This is a genomic window from Rahnella variigena (assembly GCF_003610915.1).
Taxonomy (GTDB): Bacteria; Pseudomonadota; Gammaproteobacteria; order Enterobacterales; family Enterobacteriaceae; genus Rahnella; species Rahnella variigena.
Genome location: NZ_NSDJ01000002.1, coordinates 548575 through 573152 on the forward strand (window position 1 = coordinate 548575; position 24578 = coordinate 573152).

The following is a 24578-nucleotide window of genomic DNA, read 5'->3' on the forward strand; positions in this document are numbered from 1 at the left end:
GCCCCGATATTATTATTTACATCCCAATCCCTGATTCCCCCCCCTGCGCTTTACATTGCATTCCGTTCATTTTCATCTCTGTAACACCGCTGAATATCACCTCCCTCCGTTTATATTTCGTTGAACATTCAAACCTATAATCATCACAACAGTGTGTAAAACACCTTAAGTAAATTTTATAATTTCGGAAATATAATGAACGTTAAAATGGCCGTCAGACTTTCAGCCGCTGCCCTGATTTATTTGATGCCTTTTTATTGCCTGGCATCTTTGGTTTTGGATGAAACTCGTGTGATATACCCGGAAGCCGATCCGCAGGAATCGGTGAAAGTCGATAATCCCACTTCCCTCAATTTTCTGGCTCAGGCGTGGATTGAAGATGAGCACGGACGTGAGGAACAACATTTTACGGTCTATCCGCCCTTATCAAGGATTAACGCCAACAGTACCAGCTCGGTGCGCATTGAGAAGATAGACAGCGAGAAACTTCCGGCGGATCGTGAAACACTGATGTGGCTGAATATCAAGGAAATTCCCCAGCGACAGAAGGCTGATGGTCCGCAACTGGTGGTGGCTTTCAAAAGCCGCATCAAGATTTTATACCGCCCGAAAAGCATTGATCCCGAACTGCATGAAAGCTTTACCAAAATGACCTGGCAGACGTTACCCGGAAAACTGATTGTCTCTAACCCGACGCCTTACCATATTACTTTCGATAAAGTCTGGGATGGTGCGATGAATAATCCGGCCAATGAATTGCCCGCAAATATGGTAGCTCCTTTCTCCTCATTGACTATTTCTGTGCCTGCCGGGAAAACAGTTCATACCGTTTATTACGACATTATCAATGACTTTGGCGGGCTGTCAGAAATTCAACACGTCTCTTTATAACAGGCGTTACTCTCGTAAGTAATAACTATTATCAGAGTGAATACTTCCCATCGGGAAGTGGATATTTATGTTCTCAGTAAATAACAAAGGCAAGGAAAAAATGTTTACCCGAAATAAAATGGCATGTGCTCTGGCATTCTCGTTATTACCTTTTATCAACACGGCAATGGCGGATGATACAGCCGCTAACTCGGTTGAAATCCAGTTCAATGGTCAGGTCAAAGCCCCGACCTGCACTATTAACGACAACACGTCTCACTCTGTGGTGTTACCGGAAATCAATTTGCAAAAGGTTGAGGCACTCACCACCGGTCAGGCAACAGCCGATCAGCAAAAGCGCTTCCAGATTAATGTCAGTTGCGCCACTAAAGCCACCGAGAACGACATTCAACTGACCATCGAAGGTAACAGCGCCAGCGCGACGCCTGAGGTGCTTTCCAACAGCAGCAATGATGCGGAAAGTGCGCACGGTGTCGGTTTCGAGTTGTTCAGTGAACAGGATCAGAACACGCCATTGCAGGTGAACAGCGTGGTTCCGGCCAGTGATTACATTGACCGCCTCAATCAGGGCGATGACAACATCAATTTTATCGTGGAATACGCGAAACAGGACGCCACGGTCACGGCCGGAAATGTCACCTCCAGCGCGACGTTTGCGTTCACTTATAAATAGTCTTCAAGGATATAAAACCTATTAACGGAAATAGCGTCTGGCGCACCTCACTACTTCACCGTCAGACGCTACCGGGCCGCAAGGCCCGGATCCCGCCATCGTTATGAAAATCGTCCCGTGTTGTCTCATCCTTTTTCCGATATCCGCAGCCCATTGTTCGCGGGCTTACGGTGACGACTTTGATCTGTCACTGATGGAGAAAATGGACAACTTACGCGGCGTTGACACGTCAGTACTGCTCAAAGGCAGCCAGATGCTGGCCGGTGATTATCCGGTTGCCTTGCTGATCAATAGCGAAGAATTTGGACAGATTACGCAACCTTTTCGTTTAACGCAGGGTTCTGTCCAGCCGGTATTTACCGCCGTGCAGCTAAAAGCACGCGGAATTGCCACCGACCATGCCCCTGCGGGGCTGCATCCGCTGGCCGCATTTGTTGATAACGCCAGTGTCACTTACGACGCAGGCAGTGAGAAACTTTCCCTGACGGTGCCCCAGGCCAGGTTGACGCCACCTTCCGGCGATATCGCCCCGCAGCAGGAGTGGAACGCCGGGCTCAATGCCGCCCGGATCAATTACAACCTCAATCTGCAACGCGACACGGGCGGTCAGAGTCAGAATACCCACAGCGTCAGTTCAACCTTTAATAATGGCCTCAATCTGGGCAACTGGCGCCTGCGCAACGACGGTTATTTCCGCTATCAGCGTGGTCAGAGCGGCCATTATCAGAGCAGTTCCAGTTATCTCACCCGCGATATCGCCGCGCTGAAAAGCACCTTTCGCGGCGGGGATTTTTTTACCAACGGCAAGATTTTTTCATCGGTTTCCCTGCGCGGTATAACCCTGTATTCCAGCGAAGACATGCGTCCCGATAACCAGCGTTTTTTCATGCCTGCGATCAGCGGCACTGCCCGCACTAATGCCACGGTAGTGATCCGCCAGAACGGCTTTGTTATCGATCAGCGTCGCGTCACGCCCGGCCCGTTTGCTATCCGTGATGTGCACAGCGCCAGCAGCTCCGGCGATCTGGAAATCAGCGTGAATGAAACCGACGGCAGCGTTCAGCATTTTACGCAGGCTTTTAATGCTATCGCCGCCCTTCTGCCGCCGGGAGTGTTCAGTTACGAGCTCTCCGCCGGGCGCTATCGCAGCAGCGGCGCGGGTTCGCTGACGCCCTCGCTCTATCAGGCCAGCGCATTTTATGGCCTGAATAACACCTTCACTTTGCTGGCCGGGCAGCAAATGGCCAGCCGTGACGCGTTCCGCTATCAGAACAGCGGCGGCGGATTAGGTGCCAATCTGCCGTTGCTCGGCGGGATGTCGGTATTGCTTAAGCGCAGCGAAACAAGTGCCACCACGACGAACGATGCAGCGCGACAGGGAAAGCAACTGGAAACGCTGTTCGTGCGCACGCTTAATCAGACGCAAAGCACACTGAGCCTGAGCTGGAAACACAAGTACAGCGCAGATTACCAGGAAGTCAGCGACGCAATCGGCACTGCGCAGCACAGCGCGGGCAGCCTGGCGTATCACGATCAATACAACGTGCAGCTCGACCAGAGTGTTAAGTCGCTGACCCTGCTGCTGCGTTATACGCAAGACCGTACATGGAACGGTAAAAAGCAGCACAGCTCACGCATCGGTCTCACCATGAATCGCTGGCAATCTCAGTTTCAGATTTACTACACGCATCAGCGCGATCTTCGCGGCAGCATCGATAACAGCCTGACGTTAAATGTCCAGATCCCGCTCGGCGAATCGCAGAACCATCGCGCTGGCTTTAACTCCCTGACCGGCTCACACGGCAGCAGCCAGCAAACAGCGTCCCTGAACGGCTCGTTTCTTGACGATAATCAGTTGAGTTACGACGCCAGTATTTCCACCCAGGGAGCGGACAATTCCTCAAACTTATCCGGTACTTACAGTGGTTCAGCCGGGCTGGTGAGCGCCGGGTTGTCTCAGGGCACAGGGTATCAGCAAACCCTGATCGGCTTTCAGGGCGGCGTACTGGTTCATCATCACGGCATCACGCTCAGCCAGCCGCTGGGCGATACCGTGGTGCTGGTGCATACGCCGCATACCCGCGATTTGAAAATTGAGAACAATCAGAATGTGTATACCGATCGCTGGGGTAATGCCGTCGTGCCTTACGCGGTGCCATACCGGGTGAACGATGTCGGGCTCGATCCCAGTTCGTTGAATAAACAGATTGATGTGCCCTCTGCTGTGGAAAGAGTCGTACCCACGCAGGGCGCCATCGTCGAAGCAGACTTTAATGCACGCCGTCATGACCGGCGCTTCGCCAGAATATCCGACAGCCACCGTCATCCGCTGCCTTTTGGCGTTAGCGTTCAGGATGCCAGTCAGTCCCCCATGGGCACCGGCGGCGCGGCCGGCGTGCTGCTGGCCGATTTCACTCACCGCCGCTGGCCGCTGACGGTCAGCCGTAATGGCCATGTGCTGTGCCACATTGCGCAACCCTCCGCTTCCTCCGTGCCCTCTGACGCATCAACATTATGGAAATTATCATGCCTGTAACTCATCGTACTGCCCTGCTGCTGCTCTCTCTTTGTGCTGCGCTGTCGGGGATTTCGCCGGTCTATGCCGGATCCGGCGGCCTGATGTTATTCAAAGGCGGCACCCTGGCGGTGAAACAAATGCAGACCAACGGCAGCCTGCTGGCAACACTGCCCGCCAGCACATTCAGCGGTACAAATCTTTCCGGGGAAAACCTTCAGATTGCTATCACGCAGGCCTCATGGGATGAAAATCGGGGGATTTATCAGAGCGGAATTCCAGGCATTGGTTTTAGTTTTTGCACGGAAGATGGCGGAGAGTGCCTGCTGAATGGGAAGTCTTTGTCAGGAGACATATTGAGCCAGCGGATGCGTAATTTCGCCGTCAGGCTGTACAAAACAGGCGACGTCACGGCGGGTGATTACACCTTACCGGCGCTGCTGACGCTCAGTTATCAGGGAACCCCGCGGATGACAGTCGGGCTGAGTGCGCTGCGCGTTAATGTCAGCCAGTGCAGCGTCACCCGCGACAATCTGCGGGTCAGATTCCCGGATACCATACTCAGTAATCGCACCCTGCTGTCGGCGGTGAGTTTCCATATGCCGGTCGTCTGCAAAAATGCAGCAGATTATGACAACATCGCCATCCATTTCAGTTTCAGCGGCGCACGCCATGACGCACAGCACATTGAAACCGGTTTGCCGGGCATCGCCCTGAGTGTGAAAAATGAGGCGGGAAGGTATGTCGATTTCAGCGCCGCCGCCAGCGATCCGCATACCCTGTTTCATGAAACAAGTTACGTAGCCGAACTGACCCGCAACGCCCGCGAAAAGGCGCAGGCGGGGGAATTCAATGTCAGCATTACAGCAGAAGTGGAGATGCGCTGAGCATTGTCTCTCCGGCAGCCAAAACATCGGCATGCAACGCACCGACCACTTCAGCATCCAGCCCGCCGCGTTCTGCGGTTTGCTGCATGATGCTGAAGCATTTTTCCGGTGAGCAGGCTGTTTTGTATGAGCGGGCTTCGCGCAGTGCGGCATAGCAATCGGCGACTGAAATAATGCGTGGCCCGAGATCGAGCTGGACACCGCGCAGGTGGAAGGGGTAGCCCTTTCCGTCCGGTCGTTCATGATGAAAACTGGCCATGCGGGCAATGTCATGCATACCGGCAATGCGCGAAAGAATTTTCCAGGTGAACTGCGGGTGAATGTGGATCTGACGGCGTTCAAAATCTGTCAGCGCCGATGTTTTGGTGAGCAACGCGGCGGGAACGACCAGTTTGCCCAGGTCATGCAGTAAACCCGCGACGCGGATGCGCAACACGCCTTTTTTGGAAAACCCGTACATTTGCGCAAGCCGGCCAGCAATGTCCGCTACCACTACGGAATGTTGTGCGGCTGAACGGCAATGCTGATCAATGACCGCCGCCAGCAGGGAAGACAAGGCGGTGAGTTCGTCGTCAGTCAGCACGGTTCCCGCAAACGGTGAAAAGGACGCGGCAGTATTGATCAACGTGGCGGAGGCAAGCTCTGCCCAGAATTTTTTTTCCAGACCCAGCTCACGTAAAGCGAGAATGTCGTCGAGCTGATAACGGGAACCGATGGAATCGCACAATGTTTCAATCGCGTGTGACGGGTAGTGGCCGCGGGGGTATTCATGAAGCGCCAGTAAATCCAGATTATCGGCCAGATCAAGCAGGCGACTTTCCGGATGCCGTTGCCCTCTTGCGGCGATGAGGCCTGCGCTGCCAGCCAGCAAAGGAATGTTTGCGATTCGCCTGACACAATCTTGCGGGGTATGCGCGCCGTGGCTGATATCTCGCAAAAGTGCAGCAATAAAAAGGCGCTTTTGCACCAGCGGACTGAACCGCCGCTGACGGGCAATATTCATCACGATATAGGCACGCCGCACGCCGCGGTGTCCGTTTTCAGGACTTAACAAATCCAGCGCAGAGGAAAATCCAATAAGAAAGTCTGTAAAGGTAATATCCACGTCACCACTCCGCTCAGTTAACGATGCGAGCAGGAAAACGCATTTCGACGTGGCAGACAATTTAATTACATAAAGCGGGTATATTTAGATTTTTATTCCTGCATACAGCCTTCAGGCAACATAATAATTTACTTTCTGCATCAGAAGGCTGAGAGTTTTACATATCCCCGGTTCAGATCCGGCAGGCAAAATTTAGCTTGTATACTATTAATCTGAAGCGTTTTTTAATTCCGACAGAGTGTTGAGTAGTTTTACTCATCTCAATCAGGGCAAGATGAAATATCTCATTGATAAAGCAATTGAATTCAACTCAGATGATGGCACGCTGTATTATGCCGCCAGTCAGGATGTCATTAAACTTCCACTTCCGGCGGCACGTCTGCTGGAAGAGTTTCTTTCATCAGAAGGACGGGATCTGACGCGGGAATATCTGCTCGAAACCGTCTGGGACAACCACGGTCTGCACGCTTCGGGCAATAATCTAAATCAGTACGTGAGTATTGTCCGCCGCAATCTGGCGATATTAGATTGCCACGAACTGATCGTTACCCTGCCGAAAGTCGGTTTTAAACTCAACCCGGCAGTCAGTGTGCGTCGCCTTGAAACAGTGCCGCCTGTGGAACCGGCCTCTGTTACTCCGCTTGCGGTACTGCCGCCAATACCTGCTGCTTTATCTGCAACTGTCAAACCTGCCCGGCGCGTCCTTTTGATCCTGCTCTGCCTGCTGGTTCTGGCTGGCGTGTCAATGAGTGCATGGAAAAACGGAGATGCCACCAACGGCATCACTGAAATAAAACAACCTGACACTGGTTGCGATATTATTTTCCTGAAAGATATTTCGGATGATGAGAAACCTGCGGTGCTTGAGCGGGTCAGCCACACGCTGAAAGTCAATAATCTGACGTGCAATAAAGGCAATGTCATCATCTATAACAGCGAGTTACCTTATTCGTATCAAAACAATGCCAGAACGCTGCTGTCTTTATGCACCCTTGGCAATAATAAAGAAATTATTTCGTGTGATAACTTCTATCACTATAAGTGGGTCGGCCAATGATCATGATTAAGAAGAAGTGGTTCTATACATCCGTTATCGCGGTTTGTATTATCGCGGGGGGCATGTTGTATTTATGGCCATCTAAAGATATTCCGACTTTAAAATGTAAAGCTTTCGGCAAAGTGAATATGGATATTGAGCAGGGACAACTGGTTTTTTCCGTTGTGGAAAGCCTGCAATTTTACGATAAGAACAAGGGCATTATTCAGTACGAGGGGGATGTGAAATCGGCAAAAGGCAGTACATATCTTGAACGTACTGTTTATCTCAGTCATGGTGTTAAAGTCGATAATAAGACCTATCATTTCACTATTGATAAAGTGACGCCGTCACCTTTAGATACCACACCAGATGCTGATTTCGACCAGATGTGGCTGGAGAATACCGGTGATAATGCCTCTCTAAACATCGGCGTCAGGCGGATTCGTGACCAGGCTTACGTGGTCAGCAGCACGTATTCGCCGCAATTCGTCTGTGTCGCGTATTGAAGCCAGCCTCCTGTTTCAGGTTAATTATCTAATTAATTAAAATATTAAAGGATAAAAACCTATTTATCACATCATCTGACATATAAATTGATGCTGGCTGTGCCTGAGTGTGTGATAGCTCCTCACGGACGGAACATCCGTCTGACGGCAGAACGGCAAAGACCGCTCAGAGCCGAACACTTAATCAACAGGTAAACAAATGCGTAAGAACACAATCAAACTGACTGTCGCTGGCAGTGTAATGGCCGTATTTTTGGCTTTCTCAGGCCAGACTCAGGCTGTTGAACTCGGTGCAAAAGCGGGCACAGATTTCACTGAACTAAACGCCGGCATGGGTCGTCAGACATCGGGCCTGTATATCGACGGTAACTGGGCGAAGAACACGAAAAATGGTCGTCAGATCGGCGGTGCGGCCACAGGCTTTAATATTCCTGTTGGCCCGGCAATGATTAATCTGGGTGCAAAAGCCCTTTACATGCAGGGTTCAACGTCTGATAACGAAGGTGTTGCATTTCCCGTCGGCGGCGGTATTACCGTCCCCTTCACCGATAGCCTGGCATTTTATGCCGAGGGTTACAGTGCACCAGATGCATTAAGCAATCGTGTGAAATCTTATACCGAAGCGGATGCCGGATTCAGCTGGGTACCGTTTGCACCTGTGAAAGTCAAAGCTGGCTACCGTTATATCGGCCTTGACGGAACAGCAGGGAATCCTAATGAGCGCATCATTGATGGCGCATATTTAGGCGCTGAGATGGATTTCTGATTTAACATTTAATTTCCTGCGAAGAGTGCATATTCCATTTTTAGGGAAGGTGCTCTCTTCTCTATTTTTCAGGGTGTAAGAATGAAAGCCTTATTACGTCTGGTAATCTCCGCCATATTATTATTTTCACTGACCGGATGTGTGATGGCGGGTCCTCACGGCCACCACCACGATCCTCATCATGATCATGCGCATCATCATCAGCCGATGCCGTCAAAAAACGGCCATCATCACGGCCGTTGATACCGTTGATACTAAGCGGGCTACTGCTTCACCAGCGCCGGTTGTTCACGATAATCCGCCGGGAAATGCTGTTTCAAATCTTTTATTTTCGGCAGATCGTTCACCACAATGTACGGATAGTCCGGGTTATCGTTTAAGAAGTTTTGGTGATAAGCCTCAGCCGGATAAAAGTATGCATTGTTTTCCACTTTCGTCACCAGCGGTTCGCTGTAACTGTGGCTGGCATCGAGCTGGGCAATGTACGCTTTTGCCACGTCGGCCTGCGCCTGATTGAGCGGGAAAACCGCCGAGCGATACTGACTGCCGGTATCCGGTCCCTGACGGTTTAACTCCGTCGGGTTATGCCCTACCGAGAAGAAAATGTGCAACAATTCGCCGTAAGTCACCTGAGTCGGGTCAAACGTCACTTTCACAGATTCTGCATGGCCGGTATCGCCGTTGCTCACCTGCTCATAGCTGGCCGTTTGCGCCTCGCCTCCGGCATACCCCGACACCGCGCTGGTCACGCCTTTCACATGCTGAAACACGCCCTGAATCCCCCAGAAACAGCCACCGGCAAACAGCGCCGTTTCGCTGTGCGACGTTCGCGCAGGCTCATCTTTTGCCGGTGCCGGGATCACCACCGCCGGTTCTGCGCCACCGCCCCACGACCAGGCGTTATTTTGAAAGGCAAAGGCTGAAGCCAGCACCAGTCCGGCGATCAGGCTGTAATTTCGCAAGCTGCGCACTTTTTTAGATGCATTTTTCATTGTGAATGTCCTGACTGATTAAGCTTTGGGGGTGAACGTCATCGCCAGCCCGTTCATGCAATAACGCAGGCCGGTTGGCTGCGGACCGTCATCAAATACGTGTCCCAGATGCCCGCCGCAGCGACGGCAATGCACCTCATCGCGCACCATGCCAAACGAGGTATCCCGGCTGGTCAGCGCGGCATTGGGTAACGGCTTCCAGAAACTCGGCCAGCCTGTATGGCTGTCGAACTTGGTCGCTGAGGAAAAGAGAGGAAGATTGCAACCCGCACAGGCAAACTCGCCCGCCCGATGTTCGTTATTCAGCGGGCTGGAATAAGGCCGTTCGGTGCCCGCCTCGCGCAAAATGTGGTACTGGTCATCGTTCAGCTTCTGATGCCACTGCTCATCGGTCAGGGTGAATTCAAACTTTTCGGCTTTGGCCTGAGCATCCGCTTTACGTGGGAAAAAAGATGGGATCAGCCCCATCACCGCGACCACGGAAACCGCACTGCTGCCCAGCAGGAAATTGCGTCTGTTAATCATTTTTTGCCACCGTGCCGGTTGTTGTCGATGGCATCAGACTACAAGCCGAGGGGTTACGGAATCCTCGCGGAGAGTTAACAGTTTTGTGATAAATGGGGAATTGGGTTAACTCCCTCCCCTGCGAAGGGGAGGGTTGGGGTGGGGTATTAAGGTCAAAAACTAAGGTCAGAGTGTATACGAAGATGGGTGTTGTCTGCTAAACCCCCTCCCCGCCTCCCCCTTCGCAGGGGGAGGAGCAGGTCAAATACCAAGTTCTGCTTTCACCTTCGTACCCTCCCGCACAAAAACCGGGATTTCACTCATCGGCGCGGCGACCGTAATCGCCCTTCCGCCTTCATACTGTTCCCCATTAAGCGCCACCCACATCTCTCCCGCCGGTAACCACACGTCCCTCTCCCGCTGACCCGCGTAGAGCACCGGCGCAACCAGAATGTCGGCACCGAGCATGTATTGATCTTCCACCTGCCAGCTTTCAGCCTGATCGGGATACTGGTAGAACATCGTGCGCATCGCCGGATCGCCGCTCTCGTGGGCTTGCTGCATGACGCGGCTGATGTAAGGACGCAGTTTTTCACGCAGGAACAGGCCGCTTTTCATCAGCTGGTAATTCTCTTCGCCGTAGCTCCACACTTCATTCGGCGCCCCGCTGTTGCATTGGGCGATGCCGTCGCGCCACGGTTCTGATGGCTGGATTTGGGGTTCGCGGTAACCGTGCAGACGCATCACCGGGCAGAATACGCCCCACTGGAACCAGCGGATCAGCAGTTCCTGAAACGCAGGGTCATTGACGTTACCACCCTGGAAACCGCCGATATCTGTCGTCCACCACGGGATACCCGCCAGTCCCATGTTCAGTCCGGCGGCTATCTGATTGCGCAGCGCGTGGAAGGAGGAATGGATATCGCCCGACCACGCCAGTACGCCGTAACGCTGACTGCCAGCCCAGGCGCAGCGCACCAGATTGACGATTTCGTGCTCGCCTTCCTGTTGCAGGCCGTCGTAAAAACCTTGTGCAAATTTCTGCGGGTAGATGTTCCCCACCTCCAGCACCGGTCCTAAATGATAGCGATAGTTATCAAAATCATAGGCGCGGTATTCCGGCTCGGCTTCGTCCAGCCAGAAGGTGCGGATCCCCAGTTCATAATAGTTCTGCTTCACTTTTTCCCAGACAAACTGACGGGCGCCGGGATGGGTAGCATCAAAGAACGTGCAATTGCCGAGGAAGTCCAGATTCACCGAGACGCCACGGTCGGTATTCACCAGATAACCTTTGGATTTCATCTCCTTGTAGTTATCGGTGCGGCTGTCCACCGTCGGCCAGACCGAGACCATCGTTTCGATGCCCAGCGATTTCAGTTCCGCGACCATCGCTTTCGGATCCGGCCAGTCCACCGGGTCAAAACACCAGGTGCCCTGATTCGGCCAGTGGAAGAAGTCGATCACAATCACTGAAATCGGCAGGTGACGGCGCTTGTATTCACGTGCCACTTCCAGCACTTCCTGTTGCGTGCGGTAACGCAATTTGCACTGCCAGAAACCGGTGGCGTATTCCGGCATTAACGGCGCAGTACCGGTCGCGCGGCCATACTGATGCATGATGTCAGCCGGTGTGTCACCGGCGGTTATCCAGTAATCCATCTGCTCCGTGACCTGCGCTTCCCAGCGGGTGATGTTCTTGCCGAACGTCGCCTCGCCAATTGCCGGATTGTTCCACAGCATGCCGTAGCCAAGGCTCGAAAGCATAAAGGGTACGCTGGCCTGCGAGTTACGCTGCGCCAGTTCCAGCGTGCAGCCTTTCAGATCCAGACAGCTTTGCTGATATTGCCCCATGCCGTAGATTTTCTCGTCGGGGCGCGACTCAAAACGCACGGTGAGCTGATGCTTGCCGCCGGGAATAGCCTTAAATTCGCGCGCATCCATTTTCAGCGCACTGATGTATTTGTCCTGACTCTTCTCCGTCGCGCCGATGCCGACGGTGGAACGCTGACGCCAGAACTCCTCAAGGATCAGCTCACCGCGCTGGTTATAAAACGCCAGCTGCCCTTTGATATTCACCGTCGCCATTATGTTGCCGTTGCGGATGCTCAGCGTTTCTGTGCCGCGGCTGATGTCAGTTTGCGGCTGTTCGGTTTGCGGCAGCAGCGCCCAAAGATGTTCATTCAGTTCAGGCCGGCAGGTAGCACGCACGCGCAGGCTGTTTTCACCCCAGGGTTCAATCACCAGCGTTTGCTGATCGAAATGCCAGAGGATACGGTTCTTTTCGGCGATTAATTCGCTCATGCGGACTCCTGTGTATGCAAGGTGGCCTGAGGGACAGGCTCGTGTTCCCGTGAAATTTTGGACTGGTTAATCTGTTTCATGGTCGCGTCGTTAAGCTTGTACCAACGCATCGACAGCGCGCTGAACATCGACAACACGCCCGGCACCAGTGAGAACAGCGCGATAATTGACAGCATCGCGGCAGTATTTTGCTGCGCGGCGTGCGGCACGTAACCGCTCATGCCGAGGGTCCAGCCAACGACTGCCCCGCTCACCGCCATCCCCATTTTGAGGATCGCCAGCAAGGTCGAGAACACCGTGCCGTCCATGCGTTTGCCTTGTTTGTATTCGCCGTAATCCACCACGTCCGACATCATCACCCACATCAGCGTGGTCGTGACCTGATAGAACGTGGACACCAGCAACGTCATGCCGACCAGCAGGGAAATCCACGCAGGAACGAAGAATATCGCCATGCTCAGCAAGCCGGTCAGAATGGCGCACAGCGTAAACGCCGCCAGTTTGCTGCGGTTGCGGGTCAGCGGTTTGACCAGCAAACTGCCGAGACTTTTACCGATAATGTGCGCCGCCAGCAGCCACATAAAGTAGCTGGCATTGCCAAGATAATAAGTGACGTAATACATCATCGCGCCAAGGCGGACGACGCCGAATGAGATGTTGAAGAAGATCAGCGCCGCGACCACACGCCACTGATCGTTACGCACTAAATCGCGCAAATCAGAGAGGAAATTTTCGTGCGTTGGCGGTGCGCTGATACGTTCTTTGGTGTTGAGAAAACACAGCAGGAACATCACCACGGCAATCGACGCCATGATGGCCATCGCGCCGAAATAGCCGTCGAGCTTATTACCGCCCCCCATCATTTCTGCCAGCGGCATCATCAGGAACGTGGACATCGCGCCGCCGAGCGTGGCGAGGAAAAACCGGTAAGATTGCAGAGAAATACGCTGGGTGTTATCCGGCGTGATGATCGCCCCCATCGAGCAGTAAGGAATATTGATGGCGGTATACATCAGCATCATCACGCAATACGTGACGCTGGCATAAACCATTTTGCCGCCCAAAGACAGCGATTCAGGCACCGCGTAAACCAGTAAACAACTGGCACCAAACGGCAGCGCGAGCCAGAGAATATAAGGACGGAACTTACCAAAACGGGTTTGCGTGCGATCGGCGATCAGCCCCATTGCAGGGTCAACAATCGCATCCGCCACGCGGGCGACCAGAAACATTGTCCCGACGAAAACCGCCGGTAATCCCACGACATCGGTGTAATAAAACGTCAAAAATATAATCACGTTATCCAGACCAATATGGCTCGCCATATCCCCCAGACCGTAGCTGATTTTTTCTTTTACGGATAACTTCGCCGTCATTTTTCGTCCTGCCTTTTGTAGGGTTAAACACAAAAAAGTCAGTCCGTCCGTGGCCCGAGGACTTGTTATAGAATGGTTAAAAGGCAGTCACAATTGCGAGATGTTATAAATTTCTTATGTTTTTTGATTAATGTGATACCGGTAACATGGATAGGATAAAAAAAAATGAGGCAGTCCGAAGACCACCTCATTTCTGTTTACTGTACCAACCGGTTACGGGTCGATAATCACATCACTGTCCGTCAGGCGTGAGTGACAGGTTTCTGTTCTGAACTGGCCTGTGCGTTTTCCAGCATTCTGCGTACCGGAATAATCAGCACGAACAATACTGCGGCACAGATAAGCAACGCGATGGAACAACGCGCAAAGAGATCAGGCAGCATATCCAGCTGATCGGCTTTCACGTGACCACCAATAAGGCCCGCTGCCAGGTTACCCAGCGCACTGGCACAGAACCACAGCCCCATCATCTGACCGCGCATTCTTTCCGGTGCCAGTAATGTCATGGTCGCAAGCCCTATCGGGCTCAGGCAGAGTTCGCCGAGCGTCAGCATCAGAATACTGCCCACCAGCCAGAATGGTGAAACACCTGCGCCGCCGCTGTTCAGCACGTTCTGCGCCGCCAGCATCATCAGGCCAAAGCCTGCCGCTGCGCACAAAATACCGATGATGAACTTGGTGATGCTGCTCGGACGGATGTTTTTACGCGCCATCATTGGCCACGCCCAGCTAAATACCGGTGCCAGCATAATGATAAACAGCGCATTGACAGACTGGAACCAGACCGCCGGGATTTCGAAATCGCCGATCATGCGGTTGGTGTAGTCATTCGCAAACAGGTTGAACGAGGTTGGTTTTTGCTCGAACGCAGACCAGAAGAACGCAGCGGAAACCAGCAGGATAAAGCAGACCAGCAGTCTGGCGCGCTCTTTGCGGTTAAGTCCGGCGAACAGGAACAGGTAGATAAAGTACAGGGCAACGGATGCCGCAATCACATACACCAGCACGCTGGCGACAGCAACCGGATTGATGACGATCACGCCCTGCGCAATCAGCGTTACAACGACAGCCACACCGACGGCCAGCGCCAGCAACCAGGCACCGACGCCGTTTTTCTTCGCGACAGGATTGTTCCAGGTGGAATCCAGACCGACTTCGCTGTCATAGCGTTTCATTGCCGGTACGGCATAAACGCGGAAGATAATCAGCGCCACCAGCATACCGATACCACCGATACCAAAGCCCCAGTGCCAGCCATGCGATTTTATCAGCCAGCCGGAAATCAGCGGTGCAATAAACGACCCCATGTTGATGCCCATATAGAACAGCGAGAAACCGCCGTCACGGCGTGCATCTCCCTTCTTATACAGCGTGCCTACCATGACCGAGATACAGGTCTTGAACAGGCCGGAACCCAGTACGATAAACATCAGGCCGATGAAGAACAGGTTGTCGCCCATAAAAGCCGACAAGGCAATCGACAGGTGACCCAGCGCAATCAGGATTGAGCCGTACCAGACTGCTCTTTGCTGTCCCAGCCAGTTATCTGCCAGCCATCCGCCCGGCAACGCCGCCAGATACATACAGCCCGCAAAGATACCGACGATGGCCGATGCATTTTCACGCGCCAGTCCCATGCCGCCGTCATACACCGTCGCTGCCATAAACAGGATCAGTAAAGGACGGATACCGTAAAACGAGAACCGCTCCCACATTTCTGTGAAGAACAGAGAACCCAGCGGATAAGGATGACCGAAGAACGTCCGGCTCTCGTTTTTGTGATCAGAGGAATGCATAAACTCTCCAAAAGGTGTGTCGTAGTGTTTGTAAAATCTCAATGCCTGGCGGTTATCATTTCGCCGCTCTTTAACATTCAGAAATTATTATTTGCCATTCGAAACTAGTTTTGTCTGGCGAGAACTGCAGAACTTTTAGAGGAAAAGTCGACAACTGTCTACCTTTACAGAGTTTATGTTGGCAAAAATGCGGGACTATTGAGGAGAAAAAAGAAGGGAGTTTTCAGGGAAATAGAATTTTAACTGCTTGATTTCAGGAATTTTCTTAGAGCTTACCTAAACTGTTTATATGCGGAAAATTTATGTTCAGATGAATTTCCGTAAAAACGGCTTCTGAAGCTTCTCACTCCCTCTTTTCAGAGGGAGGAGAAAGTCACATTACTCCGCCAGAAGTGGCGGGATCGACGGCACCATCGGCGCATTGTCGATATCTGCCTGCGTCATCTTAAACGCCTCGGGATAATGTTCGCGGCTGGTGCGACGCAGAGGTTCAGTAGAACGCCAGGTGTATAAACAACGCTGGCACTGATGCACGGTCCAGACACCTTTCACCGGGGACACGGCCATCAGTTCGATATGCTCATCGGCACAACGTGGACAAATCATAATCACTCCTTACTATCTTTAATGAATGTTCAGGCTTTGCGCCCGTCCAGCATGGAATTGAGTTTGGCGACCCAGTCTTTGGTTTCTGGTAAATCGCGTACCGGCTGGCTGTAATGACCGCGGTTATCCGGCGCGACCGGCGTTGTGGCATCAATAATCAGTTTGTCAGTGATCCCCGCCGGCGATGACCCCGGATCCAGTTCCAGCACGGACATATTCGGCAGCTGAACCAGGTCGCCCGCCGGATTGACCTTGGCGGAAAGCGCCCACATCACCTGCGGCAGGTTGAACGGATCCACATCCTCATCGACCATAATCACCATTTTCACGTACCCCAGACCGTGCGGCGTGGTCATTGCGCGCAGCCCCACGGCACGGGCAAAACCGCCGTACCGTTTTTTGGTGGAGATAATTGCCAGCAGACCGTGGGTGTACATGGCGTTGACTGCCTGCACTTCCGGGAATTCGGCTTTGAGTTGCTGATACAGCGGCACGCAGGTGGCTGGTCCCATCAGGTAGTCGATTTCGGTCCATGGCATGCCGAGATAGAGGGATTCAAAAATGGGATTATTGCGGTAAGAGACTTTATCGATACGTACCACGGTCATATTGCGGCCACCAGAATAGTGTCCAGTGAATTCGCCGAACGGCCCTTCGATTTCGCGTTTACGCCCTTCAATCACCCCTTCGAGGATCACTTCTGAACCCCATGGCACGTCAAAACCAGTCAGCGGTGCCGTCGCGATCGGATACGGCGCCTGACGCAATGCGCCCGCCATTTCATATTCCGACTGGTCATATTTCAGCGGTGTTGCGCCCATCAGCGTAATGATCGGGTCATTACCCAGTGTGATGACTATCGGTAAATCTTCGCCGCGTTCTTCCGCTTTATGTAAGTGCAGCGCAATGTCATGCATCGGCACCGGTTGCAGCCCGAGCTTACGTTTGCCCTTCACTTCCATACGATAAATGCCGACATTCTGTTTATCGAAGCTGTCCGGGTCGGTCGGGTCGCGGGACACCACGCAGGCTTTATCGAGATAGAAACCACCGTCGCCGTCGTTCAGGCGGAACAGCGGCAGAATGTCGAACAGGTTAATGTCTTCCCCGTCGACGGTATTTTCTGCCCACGCCGGATTTTTACGACGTTCAGGTGTGATCGGAAACGTATCCCAGCGGCGGATATATTCGGCAATCTGCTCGTTGGTCGACGTGGAAGGCGGCAACCCCATGGCAATGGCATGATTGGGCCATGACCCCAGCGTATTTAAGGCGATACGCGCGTCCGTAAACCCTTCCACATTGTCAAAATACAGCGCAGGTGCGCCCTCGCCGATACGGCCTGTGGCATTCGCCGCCGCGGCCAGATCCGGCTCCGCTTTCACCTGTTCGGTGATTTTCAGCAGTTGTCCGTTCTCATCCAGTGCGCGCATAAAACTGCGCAGATCATCAAAAGCCATCTCGATTCTCCTGTACTTGGTACGTAGTAGATTTAACACGTTTTAGAAACTAATTAGTGACACCGTCACTCTTGGGCGTTAACCCGGCCCAGCGCTTAGCCCGATGATATTCAAGGCCAAACTGGTCGAGCACGCGGGTCACAATGTGGTCTGTCACGTCCTGAATGGTTTCAGGGTGGTTGTAGTAAGCCGGCATCGGCGGCACGATTGCGGCCCCCATGCGGGAAAGTGCGAGCAGGTTTTCAAGGTGAATGGTGCTGAGAGGGGTTTCACGCGGAACCAGCACCAGTTTGCGGTTTTCTTTGAGCACCACATCTGCCGCGCGCCCGACCAGCCCTTCGGCATATCCGGCGCGGATCCCCGCCAGCGTTTTCATGCTGCACGGGATGATGATCATGCCGTCCGTTTTGAATGAGCCGGAAGAAATTGTGGCTCCCTGATCGGCGCAGTTGTGCGTGAAGTCCGCCATGGCACTCACCTCACGTGCGGTGTACGGCGTTTCAAGTTCAATCGTGGTTTTCGCCCATTTCGACATCACCAGATGTGTTTCCACATCGTCCATATCCCGCAACGCCTGCAACAGTGTCACCGCCAGCGGCGCACCCGTCGCGCCCGTCATCCCTACAATCAGTCTCATTTCAGCCTCACACAGATCATGACCTTGAACATTTCGTTCGTATACGAATGATTTTTACCTTATACTCCTTTTCAAATCACCGCAATGGTCTGTCGCATTCATTCCTCATAGGTTGCTAAAATAGCCGGAGACCTATAAGAACAGCGGAAACCGATGATGAGCACACAATTGAGACAGGAAGCCTTTCACATAATGCGTAAGGTATTCCAGCAGCACACTGCGCGCTGGCAGCAATGCATCCCGGAACTGACCAAACCGCAGTACGCCGTGTTGCGCTCGATTGCTGAAAATCCGGGAATTGAACAGGTACAACTGACCGGTGTGGCGATCAGCAGTAAGGCCACCCTGGCAGAAATGTTGTCGCGGCTGGAATCACGCGGGCTGTTAGTGCGTCAGGCCGATCCGGCAGATAAGCGCCGGCGTTTTATCACGCTGACCGCAGAGGGAAAAGCCGTTCTGGCGAATACTCAGCCTGTCGGTGAGCAGGTGGATACTGAGTTTTTGGCAAGATTATCTCCTGACGATCAGCGGCATCTGGTGCGTTTACTTAAGCAAATGCTGGAAACAGAAGACTGAAGGTTGAGGAGTCACGGGAGTTTTTATGATTGAAGAAGTCGTGTTGCTGGATGGACAACATCAGCCATCGGGAACCATGGACAAAGCGCTGGTGCATTCCGGACATACTCCGCTGCATCTGGCGTTTTCCTGTTACATCCGCAATGACCGTGGCGAGATTTTGCTGACGCGCCGTGCGCTAGGCAAAGTCGCGTGGCCGGGAGTCTGGACGAATTCGGTGTGCGGGCATCCGTTGCCCGGCGAGTCCCTGCAGGCGGCGGTTCTGCGCCGTTGTCAGTATGAAATCGGATTATCCGTGGAAAACATCGCCTCGCTGGTGGATGAATTTCAGTATTGCGCCACCGATGCTTCCGGCATTGTCGAAAATGAATTCTGCCCGATTTTTACCGCTTTCACCGGCCAGACACCGGCACCGCGCGAGTCTGAAGTGATGGATTATCAGTGGGTGAAACCGGAAGATTTGCTGAGCAGCGTGCGCACGACGCCGTGGGCCTTCAGCCCGTGGATGGTGTTACAACTGGGTCAGATCACTGAGAAAAACCTCAGTCTGCTGGGGTGAGCGTAAACGCACGAAGCGAACATGCTGCCATGCGGGGTCACGAATTAACGCCTCATACTGGCGGCGGTTTTTCCTGTAAGTTTTCAGCGTCCACAGAATTATCGACTCCCGGCTGAAAAAGCTTTTGCGAAACGTCTCGTAGTTTCCCGTTCCCGCCCAGATTTCCTGCCCGCCCCACGCACGCGTAGCCGCCCGTTTCACTGCCTGAAACAACGTGCGCCCGAACGAATAATCCACCCAAACGATCAGATCAATATTGCGCCATTTAACCGGTTGCGAGCGTTTGTAATTTCCATCGATCACCCAGCTATCGCTGGCTGCCATTTTTTCTTCAAGGCGGGCAAAGAATTGTTCGTCAGGCGTACCCTGCCAGTCAGCCCGCCAGAACAACGCATCCAGTTCAATATAGGGAATATTCAGTTTCTGAGAAATGCCGCGTGCCAGCGTTGATTTGCCACTGCCGCTGGTGCCTATGACGTTAACTTTCACCGCAAGACTCCTGATCTGCTGTTGCAGAATTCGCCGGATGGCGAAAAAAAGGGCAGTTATTCTGCCGCACAGGCGGACTGTTGTACAGACGCAATAGACAACCGCAGAAGTCACCTTATTTACCATTACATATGAAACTAACGCGTCCTGTGAATGTAACCGCTTTAAATGAAATTGAGCATTTCGTGCTTTTTTAAACATTGCTAGCAACACTATTTAAGATTTTTCGCATCCATACCTGTACAAAATTGCAATCATTGTATAACTTTCTTGTACCCCTGCTTCATCATTAGTCCGTCTTTTACGGGCAGTTTCAGCCTGGCCTTTGGAAGAAAAAATTGGATTTCCCTTCTTCCAAAGGTTTTTTTCATGGCTGATTTTATTTTTGTACAAAATAATCACGGGATGAACAGGGAAGGCAATTGTGAAGAAACGCTTCACAATATTCTCTTTTCTGACTGGCAATAGGCACTTTTCCGGCGATGATAATTCGCAGAAAAGTTTGAGGAGGTCTACATGCAACTCGAAGCAGAACAAACAGTTACAGAAATCAGTGATTATTTCAAAACCCGTGAAACGCCAACATTAAGCGAAGTCGAGATCCTCGGCACCATCGTTTCAGGGCTGTTAAACAACGGCTATCCGGTAAGCAATAAAGCGATTATTGAAGGGCTGCTGCGCCAGCTGGAGCAGGAGTCTAACGTCAGCAACCAGCAGGGTTGCCGTAATTTGCTGGAGCTGGTTTTGCTCTCCACGCAAGATGACATAATTTAACAAATACACCGGCCTGTTAAGTAACAGTGCTAGCAGGCCGGTGTTCACTTCTTTCTGAAGCTTTAGCGTATTACAGCGATTTCAGTGTCGCAGCGATCACGTCTTTCACCGGCGTCGTTGGACGACCAATCAGTTTGCTCAATGTATGAGAATCATCAAACAGACCGCCCTTCTCTGCGCCCGCGTCAGAATCTGCCAGCATATTCGCCAGACCTTCGGGTAAACCGGCGCCCAGTAACGCTTTAGCAAATTCTGCTTCCGGCAGATTCACGTAATCCACTTTTTTGCCGGACTGATGTGCGATTTCCGCCGAGAATTCAGCCAGCGTGTAGGATTCATCGCCCGCCAGTTCGTAGATTTTCCCGCCCTGATCCCCGAGCACCAGAACGGCAGCCGCCGCTTCGGCATAATCCTGACGGGCAGCAGAAGAAATCCGCCCCTCTCCGACAGAACCTATAAAGGCGTTATGCGCCAAAGCCGGTGCAATGCTCGCGGCATAGTTTTCCGTATACCAGCCGTTACGCAGCAGGACAAAAGGAATGCCGGATTCACTTAACGCTTTTTCGGTCGCGCGGTGTTCCACGCCCAGACCGAGCGGAGATTTATCCGCGTGCAGCAGGCTGGTATAAGCCAGAAGTTTCACGCCCGCACGTTTCGCCGCCGCGATCACCGCGTTGTGCTGCGCTTCGCGCTGACCGACTTCGCTTGAGGAAATCAGCAGCAATTTCTCTGCGCCTTTAAACGCTGAATCCAGCGTCTCCGGCTTGCTGTAATCCGCCTGGCGAACCTGAACGCCTAAATCTGCCAGATCTTTGGCTTTTTCAGGGCTGCGCACTGCGGCAATAATCTGATTAGCGGGCACTTTTTTCAGAAGCGCGGCAATAACAAGGCGGCCTAACTGGCCGGTAGCACCGGTAACTGCGATCATATTTATTCTCCTGAAGGGTTCGACACACTGTTCATATTGTGGGTTTATGTTCTGCAAGACGCGAAATTCGTCGCCGTGAAGACATCCTATGCGATACACTTACTTTTCGTAAGTACGCACCAAAAGGTAAGTATGAAAATAATTCCATCAGACCCGGCTGAGGCACGCCTGCCGCTGTCAGAACAAATCCGTCAGGGGAAAGTCCTCGATCCGAATTGTCCATCACGCGAAATTCTGCGCCACGTCACCAGCCGCTGGGGCTTGCTGATCCTTATCGCCCTGTGCGACGAAACGCTGCGCTTTAGTGAACTGCGCCGCAAAGTCGGGGGCATTAGCGAAAAGATGCTGGCGCAAACGCTGCAGGCGTTAGAAGAAGATGGCTTTGTTGACCGGCATTCGTTTCCGGTGGTGCCGCCGCACGTTGAGTATAGTCTCTCGCCTCTCGGACTTGAGATGAAAGACCAGGTTGCCGGGCTGGCCGACTGGCTGGAATTCAATCTGCACCGCATTCTCAGGCAGCGCGAACTGCGTGTGGTCGGGGAAGAATAACCCTCAAAAAATCTTAACAAGAACGCAAAAATTCTCACCTATCATTGTTTCAACCCGCCGACTAACATCATTTCATTGATTCGATAAATGCTTTTATTTAAATCAGCTGAGGTGATGTATGTCCCAGTCCCACAAGCAACACGTTACGCTCGTCATTACGCACAAAATTGCCCCCGCCAGCGAGGCGCAATACGAAGCCTGGCTGAACAAAATCATGCCGCAGGCGAGCACGTTCCCGGGACATCTGGGCGTCAACGTCATCCGTCCAAGCCGCAGCGGGGATCCGTACACCATTCTGGTGCGCTTCGACACGCTGGAAAATCTCAACGCCTGGCACAACTCTGAACTGCGTAAACAACTGGTGGCAGAAGTAAGCCCGCTGCTGTTGCAGGACGACAGCACCGAAGTGCGTCCCGGCGCGGAATTCTGGTTTACCCCGCCGAGTGCGACAGTTCGTCCCCCTGCCCGCTGGAAACAATATCTGCTGACTTTGCTGGTGATTTACCCTTCAACCCACATTGTGCCCTGGTTTTGGGTGCAATTTTTGCCACAGCTGAAAGGCACGGAAGGCGGTCATTTGCTCAATGACGCCTCCGTGGTTGCGCTGGTGGTTTTCCTCTGGATGCCAGTGATTACCCGAGTTTTCCATTCATGGCTGACGCGCACTTCCGCGCAATGACAGGAGCTTTTCCAATGACAAGTTTTGCTTCCCTGATCCTGATTAATGGCAAATTTCATACCGTTGACCGGGAGAAACCCCTGGCGAACGCCGTGGCGATTAAAGACGGCAAATTTCTTGCTGTCGGCACTGAAAATGAAGTGATGCAGTTCGCGGATGCGTCTACTCAGGTGGTGGATCTGCACGGTCACACGGCGATCCCCGGTCTGAACGATTCCCACCTGCATCTCATCCGTGGCGGGTTGAACTACAATCTGGAACTGCGCTGGGAAGGCGTGCCTTCTCTGGCCGATGCGCTGCGGATGCTGAAAGAACAGGCACTGCGCACGCCCTCACCGCAATGGGTACGCGTGGTCGGTGGCTGGACGGAATTTCAGTTCGCCGAACGCCGGATGCCGACGCTGGAAGAGATCAATCAGGCCGCGCCCGACACGCCGGTATTTATCCTGCATTTATACGACCGTGCCCTGCTCAACCGCGCCGCGCTGAAGGTCGTCGGTTACACCAAAGACACGCCAAATCCGCCGGGCGGAGAAATTCAGCGCGACAGCAACGGCAATCCGACCGGTATGTTAATCGCCAAACCGAATGCGATGATCCTCTATTCGACGCTGGCTAAGGGACCGAAACTGCCGCTGGAACAGCAGGTCAATTCCACCCGCCAGTTTATGCGCGAACTGAACCGTCTCGGCCTGACCAGCGCGATTGATGCGGGTGGCGGCTTCCAGAATTATCCTGAGGATTATCAGATCATTGATGAGCTTCACCAGAAAAATCAGCTGACCGTGCGTATCGCTTACAACCTGTTTACCCAGCGGCCGCAGCATGAACTGGAAGATTTTGAGCTGTGGACCGATATGCTGAAACCGGGACAAGGCACAGATTTTTATCGTCACAACGGCGCGGGCGAGATGCTGGTGTTTTCCGCCGCCGACTTTGAAGACTTCCTGCAACCGCGTCCGGATTTACCGCCGGGTACCGAAGTTGAGCTGGAACGCGTGGTGCGTCATCTGGTGGAACACCGCTGGCCGTTCCGTCTGCACGCCACTTACGATGAGTCGATCAGCCGTATGCTCGATGTCTTCGAGAAGGTGAATAAAGACATTCCGTTCAATGGATTGCACTGGTTCTTTGACCATGCGGAAACCATCACTGAGCGCAATATCGAACGCGTGAAAGCGCTGGGCGGTGGCATTGCCGTTCAGCATCGCATGGCGTTTCAGGGGGAATATTTCGCTGACCGTTACGGCATCGAAGCCACTAAACATACGCCGCCGGTGGCGAAAATGCTTTCCGCCGGTTTACCGGTCGGGCTGGGCACCGACGCCACGCGCGTTGCCAGTTACAACCCGTGGACAGCACTGTACTGGCTGGTTTCCGGCCGCACCGTTGGCGGCATGGCGATGTACGACGACGATGCGCGCATCGACCGCGAAACCGCGCTGATGCTGTGGACGCAGGGCAGCTCATGGTTCTCCAGCGAACAGGGCAAAAAGGGGCAGATCAAAGCCGGACAGCTGGCGGATCTGGCGGTGCTTTCAGAGGATTTCTTCAGTGTGCAGGAAGAACGCATCAAGGGCATTGAATCGGTGATGACCGTCGTGGACGGCAAAGTGGTGTACGCGGCAGGCAGTTTCTCACCGCTCGCCCCGCCAGCAATCCCGGTCTTACCGGACTGGTCGCCGGTCACCAAAGTGCCTGGCCATTACCGCTCTGCCCCGCCAGAAGGTGCCGCGCGCGTCGGGCTGGTTCGTCAGGCACATCAGTGCGCCGGTCCGTGTGGCGTGCATAAACATAGCCATGACATCGCCCGCGGATCGGATGTCCCGGTGTCCAACGACAACGCCTTCTGGGGCGCGCTGGGATGTTCGTGTTTCTCGTTCTGATCATGCGTGACTGAGTGACAAAAATCAGCGCCCGATATGACGTCGGGCGCTGTAACTGCGCTTCAGTAACACTGCACATAATAT

General features: G+C 53.1%; 26 protein-coding genes. 14 read left to right on the forward strand and 12 right to left on the reverse strand.

All coding sequences use genetic code 11. The features are described 5' to 3' along the window. Window positions 1–195 precede the first annotated feature (195 nt). From CKQ54_RS24425 to CKQ54_RS24440, 4 genes are all read left to right on the forward strand, one after another. A complete protein-coding gene (locus tag CKQ54_RS24425) occupies window positions 196–891 on the forward strand; it encodes a fimbrial biogenesis chaperone (RefSeq protein ID WP_120163382.1) in 696 nt (231 codons plus the stop codon). Between the two features lie 100 nt (window positions 892–991). Continuing rightward, window positions 992–1564: a fimbrial protein gene (locus CKQ54_RS24430; RefSeq protein ID WP_157961000.1), complete on the forward strand. Its 573-nt coding sequence runs from the start codon at window positions 992–994 to the stop codon at window positions 1562–1564. 103 nt (window positions 1565–1667) lie between these two features. Beyond that, window positions 1668–4100 carry a fimbria/pilus outer membrane usher protein gene (locus tag CKQ54_RS24435; protein WP_120163383.1) on the forward strand — a complete coding sequence of 811 codons (2433 nt, stop codon included), beginning with the start codon at window positions 1668–1670 and terminating at the stop codon, window positions 4098–4100. Further along, window positions 4091–4966, forward strand: coding sequence for a hypothetical protein (locus CKQ54_RS24440; RefSeq protein WP_120163384.1), 876 nt, complete (start codon window positions 4091–4093; stop codon window positions 4964–4966). Before CKQ54_RS24435 ends, CKQ54_RS24440 begins: the two co-directional genes overlap by 10 nt. On the opposite strand, the gene CKQ54_RS24445 is transcribed toward CKQ54_RS24440, so the two are convergent. Further along, window positions 4941–6071: an HD-GYP domain-containing protein gene (locus tag CKQ54_RS24445; protein ID WP_120163385.1), complete on the reverse strand. Its 1131-nt coding sequence runs from the start codon at window positions 6069–6071 to the stop codon at window positions 4941–4943. The two genes, CKQ54_RS24440 and CKQ54_RS24445, sit on opposite strands and share 26 nt — an antisense overlap. Window positions 6072–6345: 274 nt before the next feature. Here CKQ54_RS24445 and CKQ54_RS24450 point away from each other — a divergent pair, with 274 nt between their 5' ends. The 4 genes from CKQ54_RS24450 to CKQ54_RS25635 all read left to right on the forward strand — a co-directional run bounded on the left by CKQ54_RS24450 (window position 6346) and on the right by CKQ54_RS25635 (window position 8625). Beyond that, window positions 6346–7128 carry a winged helix-turn-helix domain-containing protein gene (locus CKQ54_RS24450; protein ID WP_120163386.1) on the forward strand — a complete coding sequence of 261 codons (783 nt, stop codon included), beginning with the start codon at window positions 6346–6348 and terminating at the stop codon, window positions 7126–7128. Continuing rightward, window positions 7125–7616, forward strand: coding sequence for a FidL-like protein (locus tag CKQ54_RS24455; protein ID WP_112289708.1), 492 nt, complete (start codon window positions 7125–7127; stop codon window positions 7614–7616). The genes CKQ54_RS24450 and CKQ54_RS24455 overlap by 4 nt, the downstream gene beginning before the upstream one ends. 199 nt (window positions 7617–7815) lie before the next feature. Further along, window positions 7816–8382 carry a YfaZ family outer membrane protein gene (locus CKQ54_RS24460; protein WP_112289707.1) on the forward strand — a complete coding sequence of 189 codons (567 nt, stop codon included), beginning with the start codon at window positions 7816–7818 and terminating at the stop codon, window positions 8380–8382. An 81-nt stretch (window positions 8383–8463) separates the two neighbouring features. Continuing rightward, entirely contained in the window at window positions 8464–8625 is a 162-nt protein-coding gene (locus tag CKQ54_RS25635; protein WP_157960999.1) for a hypothetical protein, read from the forward strand. A 20-nt stretch (window positions 8626–8645) separates the two neighbouring features. Here CKQ54_RS25635 and msrA read toward each other — a convergent pair whose 3' ends face one another. The 8 genes from msrA to CKQ54_RS24500 all read right to left on the reverse strand — a co-directional run bounded on the left by msrA (window position 8646) and on the right by CKQ54_RS24500 (window position 18054). Continuing rightward, window positions 8646–9374, reverse strand: a complete 729-nt coding sequence (gene msrA / locus CKQ54_RS24465) for a peptide-methionine (S)-S-oxide reductase MsrA (protein ID WP_120163387.1) — start codon at window positions 9372–9374, stop codon at window positions 8646–8648. Window positions 9375–9392: 18 nt separating this feature from the next. Next, entirely contained in the window at window positions 9393–9899 is a 507-nt protein-coding gene (msrB, locus tag CKQ54_RS24470) for a peptide-methionine (R)-S-oxide reductase MsrB (RefSeq protein WP_120163388.1), read from the reverse strand. Between the two features lie 240 nt (window positions 9900–10139). After that, window positions 10140–12179 carry a glycoside hydrolase family 31 protein gene (locus CKQ54_RS24475; protein WP_120163389.1) on the reverse strand — a complete coding sequence of 680 codons (2040 nt, stop codon included), beginning with the start codon at window positions 12177–12179 and terminating at the stop codon, window positions 10140–10142. After that, window positions 12176–13555 (reverse strand): glycoside-pentoside-hexuronide (GPH):cation symporter, encoded by a 1380-nt coding sequence (locus tag CKQ54_RS24480; protein ID WP_120163390.1) that lies wholly within the window; start codon window positions 13553–13555, stop codon window positions 12176–12178. Before CKQ54_RS24480 ends, CKQ54_RS24475 begins: the two co-directional genes overlap by 4 nt. Window positions 13556–13797: 242 nt before the next feature. Then, window positions 13798–15351 (reverse strand): peptide MFS transporter, encoded by a 1554-nt coding sequence (locus CKQ54_RS24485; RefSeq protein WP_120163391.1) that lies wholly within the window; start codon window positions 15349–15351, stop codon window positions 13798–13800. Between the two features lie 378 nt (window positions 15352–15729). Continuing rightward, window positions 15730–15957, reverse strand: coding sequence for a non-oxidative hydroxyarylic acid decarboxylases subunit D (locus CKQ54_RS24490; RefSeq protein ID WP_112289696.1), 228 nt, complete (start codon window positions 15955–15957; stop codon window positions 15730–15732). Window positions 15958–15986: 29 nt separating this feature from the next. Beyond that, entirely contained in the window at window positions 15987–17417 is a 1431-nt protein-coding gene (locus CKQ54_RS24495; protein ID WP_120163392.1) for a non-oxidative hydroxyarylic acid decarboxylases subunit C, read from the reverse strand. 49 nt (window positions 17418–17466) lie between these two features. Then, on the reverse strand, window positions 17467–18054 hold the full coding sequence (locus tag CKQ54_RS24500; RefSeq protein ID WP_120163393.1) for a non-oxidative hydroxyarylic acid decarboxylases subunit B: 588 nt from the start codon (window positions 18052–18054) through the stop codon (window positions 17467–17469). Window positions 18055–18210: 156 nt separating this feature from the next. On the opposite strand from CKQ54_RS24500, the gene CKQ54_RS24505 reads away from it, so the two are divergent. Both CKQ54_RS24505 and idi read left to right on the forward strand, forming a co-directional pair. Further along, window positions 18211–18630 (forward strand): MarR family winged helix-turn-helix transcriptional regulator, encoded by a 420-nt coding sequence (locus tag CKQ54_RS24505; protein WP_112289692.1) that lies wholly within the window; start codon window positions 18211–18213, stop codon window positions 18628–18630. A gap of 25 nt (window positions 18631–18655) precedes the next feature. After that, complete coding sequence (gene idi / locus CKQ54_RS24510) at window positions 18656–19189, forward strand: isopentenyl-diphosphate Delta-isomerase (protein ID WP_120163394.1); 534 nt, start codon at window positions 18656–18658, stop codon at window positions 19187–19189. Here idi and CKQ54_RS24515 read toward each other — a convergent pair. Both CKQ54_RS24515 and CKQ54_RS24520 read right to left on the reverse strand, forming a co-directional pair. Next, window positions 19142–19678 carry an AAA family ATPase gene (locus CKQ54_RS24515; RefSeq protein ID WP_120163395.1) on the reverse strand — a complete coding sequence of 179 codons (537 nt, stop codon included), beginning with the start codon at window positions 19676–19678 and terminating at the stop codon, window positions 19142–19144. The two genes, idi and CKQ54_RS24515, sit on opposite strands and share 48 nt — an antisense overlap. Window positions 19679–19894: 216 nt before the next feature. Then, entirely contained in the window at window positions 19895–20143 is a 249-nt protein-coding gene (locus CKQ54_RS24520; protein ID WP_112289687.1) for a hypothetical protein, read from the reverse strand. Between the two features lie 51 nt (window positions 20144–20194). On the opposite strand from CKQ54_RS24520, the gene CKQ54_RS24525 reads away from it, so the two are divergent. Then, window positions 20195–20452 (forward strand): biofilm/acid-resistance regulator YmgB/AriR, encoded by a 258-nt coding sequence (locus tag CKQ54_RS24525; protein ID WP_112289685.1) that lies wholly within the window; start codon window positions 20195–20197, stop codon window positions 20450–20452. Window positions 20453–20522: 70 nt separating this feature from the next. On the opposite strand, the gene CKQ54_RS24530 is transcribed toward CKQ54_RS24525, so the two are convergent. Then, window positions 20523–21380, reverse strand: a complete 858-nt coding sequence (locus CKQ54_RS24530; RefSeq protein WP_120163396.1) for an SDR family oxidoreductase — start codon at window positions 21378–21380, stop codon at window positions 20523–20525. Window positions 21381–21512: 132 nt separating this feature from the next. Between CKQ54_RS24530 and CKQ54_RS24535 the strand changes: the two genes are divergently transcribed. From CKQ54_RS24535 to CKQ54_RS24545, 3 genes are all read left to right on the forward strand, one after another. Next, window positions 21513–21929: a winged helix-turn-helix transcriptional regulator gene (locus CKQ54_RS24535; protein WP_120163397.1), complete on the forward strand. Its 417-nt coding sequence runs from the start codon at window positions 21513–21515 to the stop codon at window positions 21927–21929. Between the two features lie 118 nt (window positions 21930–22047). After that, entirely contained in the window at window positions 22048–22608 is a 561-nt protein-coding gene (locus CKQ54_RS24540) for an antibiotic biosynthesis monooxygenase (protein ID WP_120163398.1), read from the forward strand. A 14-nt stretch (window positions 22609–22622) separates the two neighbouring features. After that, on the forward strand, window positions 22623–24494 hold the full coding sequence (locus CKQ54_RS24545; RefSeq protein WP_120163399.1) for an amidohydrolase: 1872 nt from the start codon (window positions 22623–22625) through the stop codon (window positions 24492–24494). Window positions 24495–24578 lie beyond the last annotated feature (84 nt).